At 71.1% G+C, this 17,032-nt stretch carries 15 protein-coding genes; 3 read left to right on the top strand and 12 right to left on the bottom strand.

Annotated features, from left to right (window positions below; genetic code table 11):
- Positions 1-60 precede the first annotated feature (60 nt).
- From ACWGN5_RS30920 to ACWGN5_RS30895, 6 genes are all read right to left on the bottom strand, one after another.
- Positions 61-645, bottom strand: a complete 585-nt coding sequence (locus ACWGN5_RS30920; RefSeq protein ID WP_453521262.1) for an SCO2584 family spore wall biosynthesis protein — start codon at positions 643-645, stop codon at positions 61-63.
- Positions 646-733: 88 nt separating this feature from the next.
- Entirely contained in the window at positions 734-2,017 is a 1,284-nt protein-coding gene (locus tag ACWGN5_RS30915; RefSeq protein WP_453521260.1) for a glutamate-5-semialdehyde dehydrogenase, read from the bottom strand.
- A gap of 85 nt (positions 2,018-2,102) precedes the next feature.
- Entirely contained in the window at positions 2,103-2,612 is a 510-nt protein-coding gene (locus tag ACWGN5_RS30910; RefSeq protein ID WP_453521258.1) for a hypothetical protein, read from the bottom strand.
- A 151-nt stretch (positions 2,613-2,763) separates the two neighbouring features.
- Complete coding sequence (gene proB, locus ACWGN5_RS30905) at positions 2,764-3,867, bottom strand: glutamate 5-kinase (RefSeq protein ID WP_453521282.1); 1,104 nt, start codon at positions 3,865-3,867, stop codon at positions 2,764-2,766.
- A gap of 121 nt (positions 3,868-3,988) precedes the next feature.
- Positions 3,989-4,450 (bottom strand): GtrA family protein, encoded by a 462-nt coding sequence (locus ACWGN5_RS30900; RefSeq protein WP_453521256.1) that lies wholly within the window; start codon positions 4,448-4,450, stop codon positions 3,989-3,991.
- The gene (locus ACWGN5_RS30895; protein WP_453521254.1) at positions 4,450-5,445 is read right to left on the bottom strand and encodes a glycosyltransferase family 2 protein; all 996 of its coding nucleotides are present in this window, start codon (positions 5,443-5,445) and stop codon (positions 4,450-4,452) included. The genes ACWGN5_RS30900 and ACWGN5_RS30895 overlap by 1 nt, the downstream gene beginning before the upstream one ends.
- A 240-nt stretch (positions 5,446-5,685) precedes the next feature.
- Here ACWGN5_RS30895 and ACWGN5_RS30890 point away from each other — a divergent pair, with 240 nt between their 5' ends.
- The 3 genes from ACWGN5_RS30890 (at position 5,686) to ACWGN5_RS30880 (ending at position 11,700) form a co-directional block, all read left to right on the top strand.
- Positions 5,686-7,296 carry a DUF6056 family protein gene (locus tag ACWGN5_RS30890; RefSeq protein ID WP_453521252.1) on the top strand — a complete coding sequence of 537 codons (1,611 nt, stop codon included), beginning with the start codon at positions 5,686-5,688 and terminating at the stop codon, positions 7,294-7,296.
- A gap of 364 nt (positions 7,297-7,660) precedes the next feature.
- A complete protein-coding gene (locus ACWGN5_RS30885; RefSeq protein WP_453521250.1) occupies positions 7,661-10,531 on the top strand; it encodes a bifunctional glycosyltransferase/CDP-glycerol:glycerophosphate glycerophosphotransferase in 2,871 nt (956 codons plus the stop codon).
- A 62-nt stretch (positions 10,532-10,593) separates the two neighbouring features.
- The gene (locus ACWGN5_RS30880) at positions 10,594-11,700 is read left to right on the top strand and encodes a glycosyltransferase (protein ID WP_453521280.1); all 1,107 of its coding nucleotides are present in this window, start codon (positions 10,594-10,596) and stop codon (positions 11,698-11,700) included.
- Between the two features lie 65 nt (positions 11,701-11,765).
- On the opposite strand, the gene galE is transcribed toward ACWGN5_RS30880, so the two are convergent.
- From galE to rplU, 6 genes are all read right to left on the bottom strand, one after another.
- Complete coding sequence (gene galE, locus ACWGN5_RS30875) at positions 11,766-12,752, bottom strand: UDP-glucose 4-epimerase GalE (protein WP_453521249.1); 987 nt, start codon at positions 12,750-12,752, stop codon at positions 11,766-11,768.
- A gap of 16 nt (positions 12,753-12,768) precedes the next feature.
- Positions 12,769-14,415 carry a glycosyltransferase family 2 protein gene (locus ACWGN5_RS30870; protein ID WP_453521247.1) on the bottom strand — a complete coding sequence of 549 codons (1,647 nt, stop codon included), beginning with the start codon at positions 14,413-14,415 and terminating at the stop codon, positions 12,769-12,771.
- Positions 14,412-14,603, bottom strand: coding sequence for a hypothetical protein (locus ACWGN5_RS30865; protein ID WP_453521287.1), 192 nt, complete (start codon positions 14,601-14,603; stop codon positions 14,412-14,414). Before ACWGN5_RS30865 ends, ACWGN5_RS30870 begins: the two co-directional genes overlap by 4 nt.
- A gap of 75 nt (positions 14,604-14,678) precedes the next feature.
- Positions 14,679-16,118 (bottom strand): GTPase ObgE, encoded by a 1,440-nt coding sequence (gene obgE / locus ACWGN5_RS30860; RefSeq protein WP_453521246.1) that lies wholly within the window; start codon positions 16,116-16,118, stop codon positions 14,679-14,681.
- A 107-nt stretch (positions 16,119-16,225) separates the two neighbouring features.
- A complete protein-coding gene (gene rpmA / locus ACWGN5_RS30855) occupies positions 16,226-16,480 on the bottom strand; it encodes a 50S ribosomal protein L27 (RefSeq protein WP_010041940.1) in 255 nt (84 codons plus the stop codon).
- Positions 16,481-16,493: 13 nt separating this feature from the next.
- The gene (gene rplU, locus ACWGN5_RS30850; RefSeq protein ID WP_015033583.1) at positions 16,494-16,814 is read right to left on the bottom strand and encodes a 50S ribosomal protein L21; all 321 of its coding nucleotides are present in this window, start codon (positions 16,812-16,814) and stop codon (positions 16,494-16,496) included.
- Positions 16,815-17,032 lie beyond the last annotated feature (218 nt).

The raw sequence follows: 17,032 nt of genomic DNA, 5'->3' as shown, positions 1-17,032 counted from the left end.
AGGTACACGACAAGTTCGGAAGAATTCCGCCGTCAGGGTGTGCCGGGGCGCGCGGGGCGCCTATCGGGGTGATGCCGACCGGGCCGCGGGGGCGACCGCGGGGGTGCGGGCGGGGGCCTGGGCGGCCGGTGGGGCGGGGTTCGGGTTCGGTGTGTCGACGCCGCTGGTGGCCGGCGGCGGGACCTTGTCCTCGCGGTTGGCGGCCGCGCCGCGGTAGACGGCGCTGAAGGCGAGGGCGACCATCCCGACGCCCATGACGAGGGCGAGGATCCAGGCGACGGGCCGGAGCCAGCGTGCGCGGCCCCGGTAGGGGCGCAGGGCGCCGCCGTGGCGGCCGTAGGGGCTGGCGTCGTCGCCGATGTCATCGGGCTCGTAGGTGAGGCCGAGGGGGTCGTGGCCGTCCTCGTACGGGTCGTCCTCGACGGATCCGCCGCCGGCGCGGGCGCGGGCGGCCTCGGCCTCGGCACGGGCCTGGGCGGCGGCGAGGAGCCGCTCGACCGCGCTGGGCTCGTGGATGGTGGCGGCCCTGACGAAGGCCTCGTCGAAGACCACGTCGGCGTGGACCTCGTCAGCGCCTCCGCGGTCGACAGAGTCCTCGGGGTCCCCGCCGTCCTGGAACGGCCTGCCCCCCACGTCGTCCGGCACGGATTCAGAGTAGACCCGGAAGGTGGTTTTGGGCAGGGAGAGTGCGAAGCCTCCCTGCCCGTCCCTGCCCGTACCGATTGAGGAGGTGTTACCGCACGTGACCGTCGCCGGTGACGATGTACTTGGTCGAGGTCAGCTCGGGAAGGCCCATGGGGCCCCGGGCGTGGAGCTTCTGGGTGGAGATGCCGATCTCCGCGCCGAAGCCGAACTGGCCGCCGTCCGTGAACCGGGTGGAGGCGTTCACGGCGACCGTGGTGGAGTCGACCAGCTGGGTGAAGCGGCGGGCCGCGGCCTGCGAGGTGGTGACGATCGCCTCGGTGTGGCCGGAGGACCACATCCGGATGTGCTCGACGGCCTTGTCGAGGGAGTCGACGACGGCGGCGGCGATGTCGTACGAGAGGTACTCGGTCTCCCAGTCCTCGGGGGTGGCCGGGACGACGGTGGCCTTGGAGCCCTCGGCGAGGGCGAGGACCCGCTCGTCGGCGTGGACGGTGACGCCGGCCTCGGCGAGCGCGGAGAGGGCCCTGGGCACGAACGCCGCGGCGACGTCCCGGTGGACGAGGAGGGTCTCGGCGGAGTTGCAGACGCTGACCCGCTGGGCCTTGGAGTTGATCAGGATGTCGACGGCCATGTCGAGGTCGGTCTGGGCGTCGACGTAGACGTGGCAGTTGCCGGTGCCGGTCTCGATGACCGGGACGGTGGACTCCTCGACGACGGTCTTGATCAGGGAGGCGCCGCCGCGCGGGATGAGGACGTCGACCAGGCCGCGGGCGCGCATCAGCTCGTGGACCGAATCGCGGGACTCGCCGGGGACGAGCTGGATCGCGTCGGCGGGCAGCCCGGCGCCGCCGACGGCGTCGCGCAGGACGGTCACGAGGGCGGAGTTGGAGGCGTACGCGGAGGAGGAGCCGCGGAGCAGGACGGCGTTGCCGGACTTGAGGCACAGGGCGGCGGCGTCGACGGTGACGTTGGGCCGGGCCTCGTAGATGATGCCGACGACGCCGAGGGGGACGCGGATCTGGCGCAGGTCGATGCCGTTGGGCAGGGTCGAGCCGCGGACGACCTCGCCGACGGGGTCGGGCAGCGCGGCGACGTCGCGGACGTCGGCGGCGATGGCCCGGACGCGCTCCGGGGTGAGGGTCAGACGGTCGATGATGGCCTCGCTGGTCCCGGCTTCGCGGGCCTTGGCGATGTCCACGGCGTTGGCTTCGACGATCTCGGCGGTACGGACTTCCAGGGCGTCCGCGATCGCGAGGAGCGCGTCGTCCTTGGCCGCGCGCGGGAGTGGCGCGATTTCGGCGGCGGCGCCACGGGCCCGGTAGGCGGCCCGGGTGACCGGGGAGAGGTTGTCGAGGGGCGTGAGCGAGGTCATGTCCGCAGGGTACTGGCACCCCCGCGGACATCCCTCACGTATCCCGCACTCCGAGACGTACCCGCGCCGGCACGAGACGGGTCCGTCAGTAGGGGTGGACGCCGACCGGTGCGGCGGGCGGCGGGCCGTAGCCCTCCGCGATCCGCTGGTGGTAGGTCTCGCGATCGATGACCTCCAGGCCCACGATCTCCCAGGGCGGCAGCTTGGCGGTCTGCCGGTGCTCGCCCCACAGCCGCAGGGCGACGGCCGCCGCGTCGTGCAGGTCGCGGGCCTCCTCCCAGTACCGGATCTCGGCGTGGTCGTTGGCATAGCGGCTGGTCAGCAGGAAGGGGTGGTCATGGGCCAGCTGTTCGAGCCCGCGCCGCACCTCCTTCAGCGGTGACTCCACGCCCGACACACTGAGGGTGATGTGCCAGAGCTTGGACACCGGCCGTTCCTCACGTGTCTCGGTGGTCGTCTCGGTCTTCCTGTCCGTGGACCTGTCTGACCTGTCCGACCTGTCCCGTGCCTCGTCGAAGTCGGCTCCGGCCTCGACACTGGTCAGGGCGCGTTCGGCAGTCCCGCGGGGCGGTGCCCCTGGGCGCGCTCGTCTCACCGGCGGCCTCCTGTGTGATGCGTGTGGTGCTGTACCCCGCCTTGTCTTACCCCCGAGACAAAGTTGACCAGCCCGAGGCGGTACATGGGGCGGTTTTGGTAAACGTCCCTTCCGGATGGCCAGACTTTCAGCCGTTTCGGCGTCGGCCGAATCAGCGGATGACGACGAGGTCGTCGCGGTGGACGACCTCGCGCTCGTACTCGGGTCCGAGGTCCTTGGCGAGCTCGTGGGTGGAGCGGCCGAGCATCCGCGGCAGCTCCTTGGCGTCGAAGTTCACGAGGCCGCGGGCGACGGCCCGGCCGGAGGCGTCGCGCAGCTCGACGGGGTCGCCGGCGACGAAGTCGCCCTCGACGGCCGCGACTCCGGCCGCGAGCAGGGACTTCTTGCCCTCGACGACGGCCTGTACGGCTCCGTCGTCGAGGCTGAGGGAGCCCTGCGGGGTGGAGGCGTGGGCGAGCCAGAGCAGCCGGTCGGCGGAGCGGCGGCCGGTGCGGTGGAAGTACGTGCCGGTGTCCCGGCCGGCGAGGGCGTCGGCGGCGCGGCTCGCGGAGGTGAGGACGACGGGGATGCCGGCGGCGGCGGCGATCCGGGCGGCCTCGACCTTGGTGACCATGCCGCCGGTGCCGACGCCCGCCTTGCCGGCCGAGCCGATCTCCACGTGGGCGATGTCGGCGGGGCCGGCGACCTGGGCGATCCTCGACGTGCCGGGCTTGGACGGGTCGCCGTCGTACAGCCCGTCGACGTCGGAGAGCAGCACGAGCAGGTCGGCGCGGACGAGGTGGGCGACGAGGGCGGCGAGCCGGTCGTTGTCGCCGAAGCGGATCTCGTCGGTGGCGACGGTGTCGTTCTCGTTGACGACGGGCACCGCGCCCATGGCGAGGAGCTGGTCCAGGGTGCGGTACGCGTTGCGGTAGTGGGCGCGCCGGCTGGTGTCGTCGGTGGTGAGGAGGACCTGGCCGACGCGGACGCCGTAGCGGGCGAAGGAGGCGGTGTAGCGGGCGACGAGGAGGCCCTGGCCGACGCTGGCGGCGGCCTGCTGCCGGGCGAGGTCCTTGGGGCGGCGGGTGAGGCCGAGCGGGGCGAGTCCGGCGGCGATGGCGCCGGAGGAGACCAGGACGATCTCCTTCTCGCCGCCGCTGCGGACCTTGGTGAGGACGTCGACGAGGGCGTCGACCCGGTCGGCGTCCAGGCCTCCGGAGGCGGTGGTGAGCGAGGAGGAGCCGACCTTGACGACGATCCTGCGGGCCTCCGTCACGTACTGCCTCGCCACGTCCGTCTGTCCCGTCACGTGTCCCGTCACCTGCGTCGCCACCTGCGTCGTCCTCACTCGGCTGTCCCCACGCGCCGCGTGCTCCCCGCCGCGGCTGCGAGGCAATCTACGCGGTCCGGGAGGGCTGCCGCTCGTCCGTTTCGCTCCCTGGACCGGCGGCGGGCGCCTCGGCGGAGCGGGGCACCAGGATCCGCTGGGAGATCAGGTAGGTGAACGGGATGGCGACGACGGCCGCGACGAGTGGCGCGATCCTGTCGTCCATTCCGGCCCAGGTGACGAGGGCGTAGAGGCCGACGCTCTGCACCAGGTAGTTGGTGACGTTGGTGAGCGGGAAGAGGGCGAACTTCTTCCACGTCGGCCGGGTGCGGTAGGTGAAGTAGGTGTTGAGGAAGAAGGAGCCGATCATGCTCAGGACGAAGGCCAGGGAGTACGCGGCGAAGTACGGCATCCACGGGTGCAGGAGCAGGTAGCAGCCGAAGAAGGTGCCGGTGTTGACGCCGCCGACGAGACCGAACCTGAAGATCTCGGCGAGCCGTGCCCGCCCCGCGGTGGGCGAGCCGGATCCCATCAGCGCTCTCCGTCGGTGGCCGAGATGCGGACCCGCTCGGCGGCGAGCTGCTCGGCGGACGTGTGCCCGAAGGAGCGGTGGGTCTCCTTCACGAGGAAGTGCGGGCGGCGCTTGGTCTCGTAGTAGATGCGGCCGATGTACTCGCCGATCAGGCCCAGCATCATCATCTGCACGCCGCCGAGGCCCACGATGATGGCGACCAGGGTGACGTATCCGGGGGCCGTGACGCCGTGGACTATGGCGGCGACGGCCACCCAGACCACGTAGAGGGCCGCGAGGCCGCTCAGCATCATCCCGAGCCAGAGCGCGATGCGCAGCGGACGGTTGTTGAAGGAGATCAGCCCGTCCATGCCGTAGTTGACCAGGGAGCTGAACTTCCACTTCGTCTCACCGCCCTCGCGTGCGGCGTTCTGGTAGTCGAAGGTGACGGTGTCGAAGCCGATCCAGGAGAACAGGCCCTTGGAGAAGCGGTTGTACTCGGGCAGCGAGAGCAGCGCGTCGACGGCGGGGCGGGAGAGCAGCCGGAAGTCGCCGACGCCGTCGGTGAGCTCCACGTCGACCCAGCGGTTGACGGCCCGGTAGTACATACGGCTCAGCGCGGAGCGGAGCTTCTTGTCGCCTTCACGAGTCCTTCGCGCGATGACCTGGTCGTGACCCTGGTGGTGCAGGTCCAGCATGCGCGCGAGGAGCTCCGGCGGGTGCTGGAGGTCGGCGTCCATGATGACCACGGCGTCGCCGGTGGACTTCCGGAGGCCCGCCAGCATGGCGGCCTCCTTGCCGAAGTTGCGACTGAAGGAGGCATACTGTGTGCGGTTCTGGTGAAGAGCCGCAATGGCACGCAACTTGCCCAGTGTTCCGTCGGAGCTGCCGTCGTCCACGTAGCAGATCTCGTAGTCGACCGGGAGGGCGTCGAGTACCTGACGCATCCGCGCATCGAACCGCTCGACGACGTCCTCTTCGTTGAAGCAGGGAACGACGACGGAAAGTTTGGTCATGGAACGTTCACTCCATCGGGATGAGCGAGGGCGCGCCCTGAGCGGCGACCAGCAGACTCTTCCTTGAACAGCACGGTGCGGTACAAGGCGGGTGGGGGCCGTCGGGCGTGCCCCGCGTGGCCATCCCGGTCGGCATGCCGTCCATACAATAAAGCATCACGGAAGACCGTGAATATGCGTGGCATCTTCACGTATTTGGCACAACTGGAGACGGCCTTGAGGCCAGGGGAGCAACCACCGGTGAGCAGTACCACCATCTCTGAGCGCGGTGAGACACCGCTTCCGGAGGACGAAGCGGGCACCGGCGCTCCCGGTGGGAAGGGGTTCCGGCGGGCCCTCGGCGGGATCGGGCTCGCCGTCGCCGTCGGCTCGGGCGCGCTGCTCGCGGTCGGTGCCTTCCTCGGTCTCTACGTGCGCCCCACGTCCGACGACTGGTGCGCCCTCTGGAAGGCCCGGGACATGGGTCCCTTCGGGCTCGCCTCGGACTTCTACAACACCCAGAACGGCCGCGTCACCAACGCCTTCCTCAGCGGCGTGATCTACGCCGACGACATGCTGGGCCCGAAGGTGCTGCCGGCCTTCCTGGTGGTGTCGCTGGGCGTCGCGCTCTTCCTGCTCGCCCGCGCCGCGCTGCGCGCCCTCGGCCGTCCGCAGCCCCCCGCGGTGCTGCTCGTGGCCGCCGTGGGTCTGATCGAGGCGCTGCTGTTCTTCGCCGGTACGCGCCCCTACCAGGTGCTGCTCTGGGCGCCGGCCACCATCTCCCACACGCTGCCGAGCGTGATCGGCCTCTGGGCCGTGGTCGTCGCCGTCGTCGCGGCCCGCTCCCGGCGCCGGTGGGCCCGCCCCGCCGCCGTGGTCACGGCCGTCCTGACCGGCATGGCCATAGGAACGCTCAGCGAGCCGTTCACCATGGTGGCCGGCATCTCCGCGGCCTCCGTCGGCGTCCTCTGCCTGCCCCGCCTGCGCTGGGCCAAGGACTGGTACGTCTCCACCTGGTGCGCCGCGGCCTGCGTCGGTCTCGCCGCCGGTCTCGCCCTTCTGTACACCTCCCCCGGCGCCCAGTGGCGGCGGGCCCAGGTCCCGAAGAAGCCGCTGACGCTCGACGAGGTGGGCGAGACGATCCACGACTGGTGGCGCATGTGGCAGACCATCGGTGACCAGTGGGCGTACGCGGGAGCCCTCGCCGTCGGCGTCCTGCTGGGTCTGGGCCTCGTCTTCGCCGGCCCGATCGCCGGCCACCGTCCCGCCGCCCCCGCCTTCCCCGCCTCCCCCGCCGAGGACGGCCGCTCGCGCCGCCGCGGCCGCCGTGCCGCGGCCGCCGGGGGCCGCCCGCGCGGCCTGACGGTCCTCGCGGCGCTCCTGCCGCTGCCGCTGCTCGCCCTCGCGAGCCTGGGCGTCGCGTACGGCCTGCGGAGCGGCTACGGCATCACCGGCTGGACCTACGCCCGCACCTGGACGAACTTCCTCGTCCCGATGCTGCTCATCCTCTGCGCGTACGGCACCTGGGCCGGCTACCGGCTCGGCCGGCGTCTCGTGGCCCCCCGCCCGGCCGCCCGCGCGGCCCGCGCCGTCACGCTGCTCGCGGCGGGCGCGCTCGCCGTGGGAAGCGCGATCGCCCTGGTGCACCCCGTACACACGACGGCCACCGGCACGGTGGCGCGGAGCATCGCCTGGGACCGGCAGAACACGCGGATCCGCGCGGAGATCGCCCACGGCGCCACGGACGTCGCGTACCGCCCCATGTACATCGGCTGGCTCGCGGAGCCCTTCTTCACCAAGGTGTACGCGCGGGACTGGGCGGCCCAGTGCGCGGCCAAGTACTACGAGGTGGACCGGATCCACCGCGGCTGACCGACCGACGAGTGCCACCCGACACCACATTCCGCGTGTCGGGTCGGACACATCCGGCTGCCGCGCCCCTGCCCCTCCCCCCGGTTCCGGCTCCGGAATCCGGGGGACGGGTGTGTTCCCCGTCACTTCCGGAAGACGGCCGCGAGGGGATGTGAGGTAGTTTCGCGGCACTAGCGGCCCGCACGTATCGCGGCTGACCAGGCATCGCCCGTAAGGGCGACTCCTGACGCGTGCGGATGGTTGCCCCCTCCTGTCCGGTCCGATCAGGACACGGCAGACGGCGTAACCGCCGGACGGCGCGACAAAAGGGGTGGGGAACACCAGGTAGCTTGGGTGCGTCTGGAGGAAAGACAAGTGGATCGAGGTGGAAGTGCCTGACGTCTCCGTGGTCGTCATCGCCTACAACGACGCAGAGCGTCTGCCGACGGCCGTACGGTCGGTGCTGGACCAGAGCCTGCACGGCGTCGAAGTCGTGATCGTCGACGACTGCAGCAAGGACAGCACCTTCGAGGTCGCCAAGGCGCTCGCCGCCGAGACCCCGGACCGGGTCAGAGCGTTCCAGCTGCCGCAGAACAGCGGCGGCTGCGGTGCGCCCCGCAACTTCGGCATCCAGCAGGCCGCCGGCACCTACGTCATGTTCCTCGACAGCGACGACGTGCTGGAGCGGAACGCCTGCCGGAACATGCTGAACGCGGCCGAGTCCACCGGCGCCGACCTGGTGTCCGGCCTCTGCGTCCGCGTCCACCTGGACAGCCGCCACCGGAAGACCACCGAGTGGTACCCGTGGATCTACTCGCAGACCCGGACGATCGACTCCATCACCGAGCTGCCCGACCTCCTGGTCTTCGACACCCTGTCGACGAACAAGTGCTACCGCCGCGAGTTCCTCCTGGAGCAGGCGCTGGAGTTCCCCGTCGGCATCCACTACGAGGACCTGCTCTTCTCGGCCCAGGCGTACGTCGCCGCGAGCCGGATCACGCTCATCCCGAACCACGTCTACTACTGGAACGTGCAGGAGAGCGCCGCCTCGAAGTCGATCAGCAACCGGCGTCACGAGATCGCGAACTTCGTCCACCGGATGGAGATCCACCGCCGGGTGGACGCCCTGCTGGAGAGCAAGGGCTACGAGGACCTGAAGTACCGCAAGGACATCAAGTTCCTCAAGCACGACCTCGTCCTCCACTTCCGCGACCTCGCGCTCCTCGACGAGGACTACCGGCGCGAGTTCGCAGAGCTGGCCAACGGCTACCTCGCCGAGATAGATCCCCAGGCGTACTCCGAGGTCCAGCGCCTGCACGCCATCTGCGCCTACCTGCTGAGCAAGGAGGACTGGGACAACCTGCTCCCGGCCACCGACGCGCTCACCAACCCCGGCCGGCTCACCAGCCCGCTCGCCGAGCGGGACGGCCAGGTCTACTGGTGCGACCAGCACCTCGACAGCGAGCAGGGTCGCGAGATCCTGGACATGACCGCCGCCGGCTACCACGCCAAGCCGCTCACCTCCCTGGTCCTGGGCAACCGCCTGACCTCGTACGAGAGCACGGACGGCGTCGTGAAGCTGGCCGGCCGGGTGGTCAACCCGCTGGGCCGGATCCGCCCGGACGCGAAGCTCCAGGCGGTCCTGGAATTCTCGGCCCGCCGCAGCGTCGGCGGCAAGACCGCCCGCATCCCCGTGACCTCGGTCCGCCACACCGGCGAGTGGATCGAGTGGGAGGGCACGGTCGACGTGGCCCGCACCGTCCGCCCGCTCGGCATCATCGACGCCGTCTGGGACGTCCGGCTGATGCTCTCCGTCGACGGCGAGCAGCTCAGGACCCGCGTCTCCGTGGGCGGGACCCCGCTCGACGAGGCCCGTTCCCTGCGCGTCCGCCCCCGGCTGACCTCGCTGGTCTCCGACCGCTTCGTGCCGGAGATCACCAAGAAGGGCAACCTGTCGTACGTGCTCGCCGCCGAGGGCAAGGCGGCCGTGCACACCTCGGCGATGATCGAGGGCGCGATGCACGGGCGCCCCGCCGAACTGGCCAAGACGAGCCTGCGCCGGCTGCTCAAGGCGAAGCGGGACCTGAACTCGGGCGAGACCAAGCTCCGCGTCTACCACGAGCTGTACAGCAAGCTGCCGATCAAGAAGGGGCTCGTCGTCTTCGAGAGCCACCTCGGCAAGCAGTACAGCGACAGCCCGAAGGCGATCTACGAGGAGATGCGCCGCCAGGGCGTCAAGTTCGAGGCCGTCTGGTCCTACGCGGGCGCCAAGCCGACCGGCTTCCCCAAGGACGCGACCCTGGTGAAGCGCTGGAGCTGGCAGTACCTGCGGGCACTGGCCCAGGCCGAGTTCTGGATCGACAACCAGGGCTTCCCGCTGCGGCTCGCCAAGCGACCGGGGACCACGTACATCCAGACCTGGCACGGCACCGCCCTGAAGCGGATGGGCTTCGACGAGCCGAACACCAAGGCGCGCGGGCTCGCCGCCCAGGCGTCCTTCCAGCAGTCGCTGGACCGGTTCGACCACTTCCTGATCCGCGGCGAGCACGACCGGCGCACCCTCGCGAAGGGCTTCCGGCTCCGCGACGAGGTGCTGCTGCCCGTCGGCTACCCGCGCAACGACGACCTCGCCGAGGCGCGCCGCAAGGAAGCCGAGACCGGCACCCGTGACCGCGGCCCGCTCGCCGCCGAGCTGGGCATCGACCCGGAGAAGAAGGTGCTGCTGTACGCGCCGACCTTCCGGGCCGCCCCGGGCGGCAAGGTGCAGCAGTTCAAGGCGCCGTTCTCCGTCGAGGAGTTCGCCGAGCGCTTCGGCGACACCCACACCCTGCTGATCAGGACCCACTACCTGAACAGCGTGACGCTGCCGCCGTCGGTGCGCGGCCGGGTGATCGACGTGTCGTCGCACCACGACATCACTCCCCTGCTCGCCCTCGCGGACGGGCTGATCACCGACTACTCGTCCGTGATGTTCGACTACGGGCTGCTCGACCGTCCGATGATCTTCTTCACGTACGACTACGAGGAGTACGCGAAGGAGAACCGGGGCACCTACTTCGACCTGAAGGAGCGCGCGCCGGGCCCGGTCGTCGCCACGGAGGAGGAGCTCTACGGAGTGATCTCCAACTTCAAGGACGAGGCCGACACCAAGTACGCGGCCGCCCGTCAGCGGTTCAACGCAGAGTTCAGCGAGTACGACCGGGGTGACGCGGCCCGTCAGATCGTCGCCAAGTTCTTCAGCAGGAGCGGGAAGTGACCAACCAGACCACCGTGTCCGGCGGCCGCGACATCTTCATCGTCTCCAACAGCGTGGACGAGATGGGCGGTGTGACGACCTGGACGCACCAGATGGCCCGGGCGTTCACCGACCGCGGTCACCAAGTCCACGTCATCGGCATCACCCCCGCCCCCGCCGGCCGGCAGCACGAGTTCCCGGACCCGCTGCCGTACGCCACCACCACCCTGTACGACGCGCACCCGCCGCAGGTGAAGCCGCTGCGGGGCATCAAGGGCAAGCTCAACGCGGCGGAGCGGCGCCGGCACGCAGCCCGCGCCGCGGGCATGCGGGAGCGCGCCGACCGAATGACGGCCCTGTTCCGGGCGGCCCGCCCGGGCTCCGTGGTGATCGTCACCCAGGTGTGGGCGATGGAGTGGGTCTCCCTCGCCGACACCAAGGGGCTCACCGTCATCGGCATGAGCCACGAGTCGTACGAGGCCAGCGCCGCGTCCTCCCGGCTGGCCCGGGTGAAGCGGTACTACCAGGACGTCGACCGGATGCTCGTCCTCACGCCGGGCGACGCCGACCGGTGGATCCGGGCGGGCATGGACAACGTCGGCCACATGCCGAACGCCCTGCCGTTCGTCCCGGAGCGCCCGGTGGCCCGCGAGGAGAAGCTGGTCGTCTCCATCGGCCGTCTCTCCCACGAGAAGGGCGTGGACATGCTGCTCGACAGCTGGGCCGAGATCGCCTCCCGTCACCCCGACTGGAAGCTGCGGATCTACGGCACCGGCGACGAGGAGACGGCGCTGCGCGCCCGGACGACCGACCTCGGTCTCGACGGGTCCGTGGAGTGGATGGGCCGGACGAACGACGTCCTCGGTGCCCTCTCGGAGGCGTCGGTGTTCGCCCAGGCGTCCCGCGCCGAGGGCTTCCCGATCACCCTCCTGGAGGCGATGGCGGCCGGTGTGCCGTGCGCCGCGTTCGACTGCGCGCCGGGCGTGCGGGAGATCATCCGCGACGGTGAGGACGGGCTGCTCGCGCGGCTCGGCAACGCCATGGAGCTCGGCGGGCACATGAGCGCGCTGATGTCCGACAAGGAGCTGCGGGACCGGATGGGCGACGCCGCGTTCGAGAACGTGAAGCGGTACGCGCCCGACGAGATCACGGACCGCTGGGAGGCGCTCTTCGCCTTCCTGGAGCGCTGACCGCAGAACAGCAAGAGGAAAGGGCCGGGGAGTCACGCTCCCCGGCCCTTTCTGCTGTTCTGAGGTCAGACGGTCGCGCCGCGGCGGGAGACCCAGCCGGCCCAGGCCGACTCGATCATGTCGCGCACGTCGTGACGGGCCTTCCAGCCCAGCTCCGACTCGATGCGGTCGGCGGCGGCGACGACCCGGGCAGGGTCGCCGGCCCGGCGCGGGGTGACCAGCGGCTCGGTGGTGTGGCCGGTGATCTCGTTGATCAGCTGGACCATCTCGGTGACGGAGACGCCCTCGCCACGGCCGATGTTGACGGTCAGGTCGCGCGGCGCGCCCGCCGCGGCCCACTCCGCGAGCTTCCGCGCGGCGACGAGGTGCGCGTCGGCCAGGTCCTCGACGTGGATGTAGTCGCGGATGCAGGTGCCGTCGGGCGTGTCGTAGTCGTCGCCGAAGATCCGCGGGGACTCCCCCGCGTCGAGGCGCTCGAAGACCATCGGGACCAGGTTGAAGACCCCGGTGTCGGCGAGCTCGGGGGTCGCCGCGCCGGCCACGTTGAAGTACCGCAGGCAGGCCGTCGAGATGCCGTGCGCGGCGCCCGCGGCGCGGACCAGCCACTCGCCGACGAGCTTGGTCTCGCCGTACGGGCTCATCGGCAGGCACGGGGTCTCCTCGGTGACGAGGTCGACGTCCGGCATGCCGTAGACGGCGGCGGAGGAGGAGAAGAGGAAGTTGCGCACACCGGCGGCCGCGACGGCCTCCAGGAGCACCGTGAGACCGATGACGTTCTCGCGGTAGTAGTGCAGCGGCAGCTCGACGGACTCGCCGACCTGCTTCTTCGCGGCGAGGTGGACGACGCCCGTCACACCGTGCTCCGCGATCGTCCGGTCCAGGACCTCACGGTCCAGGGTGGAGCCGACCACCAGGGGGACGCCCTCGGGGATTCTCGACTCGTAGCCCGTGGACAGGTCGTCGAGGACGACGACCCGCTCGCCCGCCTGCGTCATGGCGCGGACCACATGGGAGCCGATGTATCCGGCGCCGCCGGTGATCAGATAAGTCATAGTGCCCCAAACCCTTTCACTGTGAACTGCGGGCAAGCCGACGCAGCCGGGCCCTGACCGCCCGGAACCCGTCCCGTGCGCCGGGTGCGATCCGTACCGCCAGCGAACCGTTGGCCGTGGTGTACGGCTGCACCAGGAGTACACCGTACCGGCTGCTCGGAAGCACCGAGCGCCGCTGGGAGGCGTCCGGCGCACGCAGCGACGTGGTGAACGACTCACCGTTCGCACACGTCACGGTGACGCCGATGTCCCACAGCTGGACGCCCTCGCGTCCCCGCCGCCGGCCCGATCCGGCGAGCCGGGTGAGCCCGACGGGGACCCGGGCGGTCCAGGCCTCCGCCGTGCCGTCCGCCCCGGTGACGGCGCTCAGCGCGGCCTCCTCGGTACGGGCGGGCTCGCTGTCGCCGCGCGGCAGGAAGGAGAGTTCCGCGCGCACGGGCCCGGCCTCGGCGAGCCGCCCGTACAGGTCGCGGACGGTGAACCGCAGTTCGCCGCCCCCGCCGGTGCGCAGCGCGGCGTCCACGACGAGCGGCAGCCCGTCGAGCGGCAGTTCGTCCATGCCGTCGAGGCGGGCCTCCGGCAGGTCGTCGGCCCAGACGGCGGCGGTGCGGACGCCGGCGTACGGCGGGAGCAGCCGGCCCGGGTTGGCGGTGAGCCGGGACAGCCGGAGCAGGTCGCGGGGCTCCTTCGCGGCCAGCAGGAAGCGGGCGGTCCAGCGGGCCGGGGCGACCGCCGCGGCGATCTCCTCGTCGGCGAAGCCGGACAGGTGGGCGCGGGTGAGCTCCCACCATGCGGCGCGGTGCCCGGCGTCCCGCAGCCGCAGGTCGCGGGCGTACATGCGCAGGTCGTGTTCGAGGAACTTGGTGCGGCAGGCGGCGGCGAGCTCCGCGCGGCCCGCCTCGGCGAGGGTCTCGACGGCCGCGCCGTGCGCGGCGATCCGGGCGCGCCAGTTGGAGACGCCCTCGCGGTCCAGGGAGATCGACAGCTGCGCGGCGGCGCGGCGCACGTGCCAGACGTAGACGGTGTCGGGGATCACGGCGACGCGGGGAGCGGCGGCGTACACCCGGGCGGTGAAGAGGAAGTCCTCGTAGACGAAGCGGCCGTCGGGGAAGCGGATGTCGTGCTCGTCGAGGAAGGCCCGGTCGTAGATCTTGTTGACGCAGAGCGTGTCGTGGACGAGCGGGCGCAGCTCCTCGGGCGTCTCCAGGACGGCCGGCTCCCGGTACAGGGCGGGCTGCCAGCGCACGTCCCGGCCCTCGGGCAGTTCGCGCCGTACGCAGACGCCGACGGCGACCGGGGCGCGGTTCCGTTCCGCGGCGGCGACCAGGGCCTCGGCGGCGCCGGCCGGCAGGATGTCGTCGCTGTCCAGGAACATGACGTACGGGGAGGTGGCGGCGCGGATGCCGTCGTTGCGCGGGGTTCCGCAGCCGCCGCTGTTCTCGGTGCGGCGCACCACCCGCAGCCGGGGGTGCCGGGCGGCCAGCTCGCCGAGGACCGCGGCCGTCCCGTCACTGGAGCAGTCGTCGACCGCCACGACCTCCGCCACCACGGGCCCCTGGTCGAGCGCGGAGCCGATGGCCTGGGCGACCAGCTCCTCGTCGTTGTAGGCGATGACGACGACACTGAGCCGGCCTGCGGTCTCGGGCGGGGGGACGCTACTCACACCAGGATCCTACGGGAGCTCCCCGACCCCTCCGACGGGATCGGGAAGCCCCCGGGGTACTGCTGGAACGGGTCGAAATCGTCGTACTCGCGCTGCGCGTCGTCCCGCTCCGCCTGACGGTCACGGCGACGCTGGGCCGCCGGACGCGGGGCCTCAAGACGGTGGTCCTCGCCTCGGCGGCCGAGCATCTCGGCCCCAAGGGGCCTCACCGGCTTCGGACGGCTGCGCCGGACTCCGTCCGTCGGACCGGCGCAGCCGACCCGCTAGAACGGGTCGAACTCGTCGTACTCGCGCTGCGCGTCGTCCCGCTCCGCCTGACGGTCACGGCGGCGCTGCGCCGCCGGACGCGGGGCCTCAAGACGGTGGTCCTCGCCTCGGCGGCCGAGCATCTCGGCCCCGGCCATCATCGTGGGCTCCCAGTCGAAGACGACCGCGTTGTCCTCGGAGCCGATCGCGACGCCGTCGCCCGCGCGGGCGCCGGCCTTCATCAGCTGGTCCTCGACACCGAGGCGGTTGAGGCGGTCGGCCAGGTAGCCGACGGCCTCGTCGTTGTTGAAGTCGGTCTGGCGGACCCAGCGCTCCGGCTTCTCGCCGCGCACCCGGTAGACGTCCTCGGCCTCGTCGTACGTGACGGTGAAGCCCGCGTCGTCGACGGCCTTCGGGCGGATGACGATCCGGGTCGCCTCCTCCTTCGGCTTGGACGCGCGCGCCTCGGCGACGATGCCGGCGAGGGCGTAGGAGAGCTCCTTGAGACCCGTACGAGCCACGGCGGAGACCTCGAACACCTGGTAGCCGCGCTCCTCCAGGTCCGGGCGGATCATGTCCGCGAGGTCCTGGCCGTCCGGGATGTCGATCTTGTTGAGGACGACGATCCGCGGCCGGTCCTCCAGGCCGCCGTACTGCTTGAGCTCCTCCTCGATGACGTCGAGGTCGGTGACCGGGTCCCGCTCGGACTCCAGCGTCGCCGTGTCGAGGACGTGGACGAGCACCGAGCAGCGCTCCACGTGGCGGAGGAACTCCAGGCCGAGGCCGCGGCCCTGGCTGGCGCCCGGGATGAGGCCCGGCACGTCGGCGATCGTGTAGACGGTCGAGCCGGCCGTGACCACGCCGAGGTTCGGGACGAGCGTGGTGAAGGGGTAGTCCGCGATCTTCGGCTTGGCGGCCGACAGGACGGAGATGAGCGAGGACTTGCCCGCGCTCGGGTAGCCGACGAGCGCCACGTCGGCGACGGTCTTGAGCTCCAGGACGATGTCCCGCGCCTCGCCGGGCTCGCCGAGGAGCGCGAAGCCGGGGGCCTTGCGGCGGGCCGAGGACAGCGCGGCGTTGCCGAGGCCGCCGCGGCCGCCCTGCCCGGCGACGAAGGTGGTGCCCTCGCCGACGAGGTCCGCGAGGACGTTGCCCTGCTTGTCGAGGACGACGGTGCCGTCGGGCACGGTCAGGACCAGGTCCTGGCCGTCCTTGCCGGAGCGGTTGTCACCGGCACCGGGCTGACCGTTGGTCGCCTTGCGGTGCGGGGAGTGGTGGTACTCGAGGAGCGTGGTGACCGACTGGTCGACGACCAGGGTCACATCGCCGCCGCGGCCGCCGTTGCCGCCGTCGGGGCCGCCGAGCGGCTTGAACTTCTCGCGATGGACGGAGGCGCAGCCGTGGCCTCCGTTACCCGCGGCGACATGCAGCTCGACGCGGTCCACGAAGGTGGTCATGGGTGTGCCTCCAGAGAATTACGTGCGGAATGTCTATCTAGTAACACGCGAAAGGCGGACCCGCTTCCCGTACGGGAAGTGAGGTCCGCCTCCGCAAAGTGTTCCGATCAGGCGACCGGAACGATGTTCACGACCTTGCGGCCACGGTGGGTGCCGAACTGCACCGAACCGGCCTGCAGGGCGAACAGCGTGTCGTCGCCGCCACGGCCGACGCCCGCGCCGGGGTGGAAGTGCGTGCCACGCTGGCGGACCAGGATCTCACCCGCGTTGACGACCTGACCGCCGAAGCGCTTCACGCCGAGCCGCTGGGCATTCGAGTCGCGCCCGTTCCGGGTGGACGATGCGCCCTTCTTGTGTGCCATGTCTCAGTCCCTCTTACTTCGCAGCCGCGGGGATACCGGTGACCTTGATCGCCGTGTACTGCTGACGGTGACCCTGGCGACGGCGGTAGCCGGTCTTGTTCTTGTAGCGCAGGATGTCGATCTTGGCGCCCTTGTGGTGGTCCACGACCTCGGCCGTGACCTTGATGCCGGCCAGGACCCACGGGTCGCTGGTCACGGCGTCGCCGTCGACAACGAGCAGGGTCGAGAGCTCGACCGTGTCGCCAACCTTGGCAGTGGAAATCTTGTCAACCTCAACGATGTCGCCGACAGCAACCTTGTGCTGGCGACCACCGCTGCGCACGATGGCGTACACGCGGATCTCTCTCTCACTCGGGATGGAACCTCTGAAGCCAGCCGCTCACACGGGCCCGGGGGCCCGCGGCGTTCCGGAATCGGACGAGCGGCCTCTCCCGACGAGCGGGAGGGAGGTGCTCAGAGGCGCGGCATGTCGATCAGACACGCCGACGGTCTAGGTTACGGGCGGCTGCCACAAGGGGTCAAATTCGCCCGAGCGGGTGCGGGCCGCCCCGT

Source organism: Streptomyces sp. NPDC055815 (genome assembly GCF_053616475.1).
Note: the sequence above shows the minus strand (reverse complement) of the source record. Positions and strands in the feature narration are given on the sequence as shown.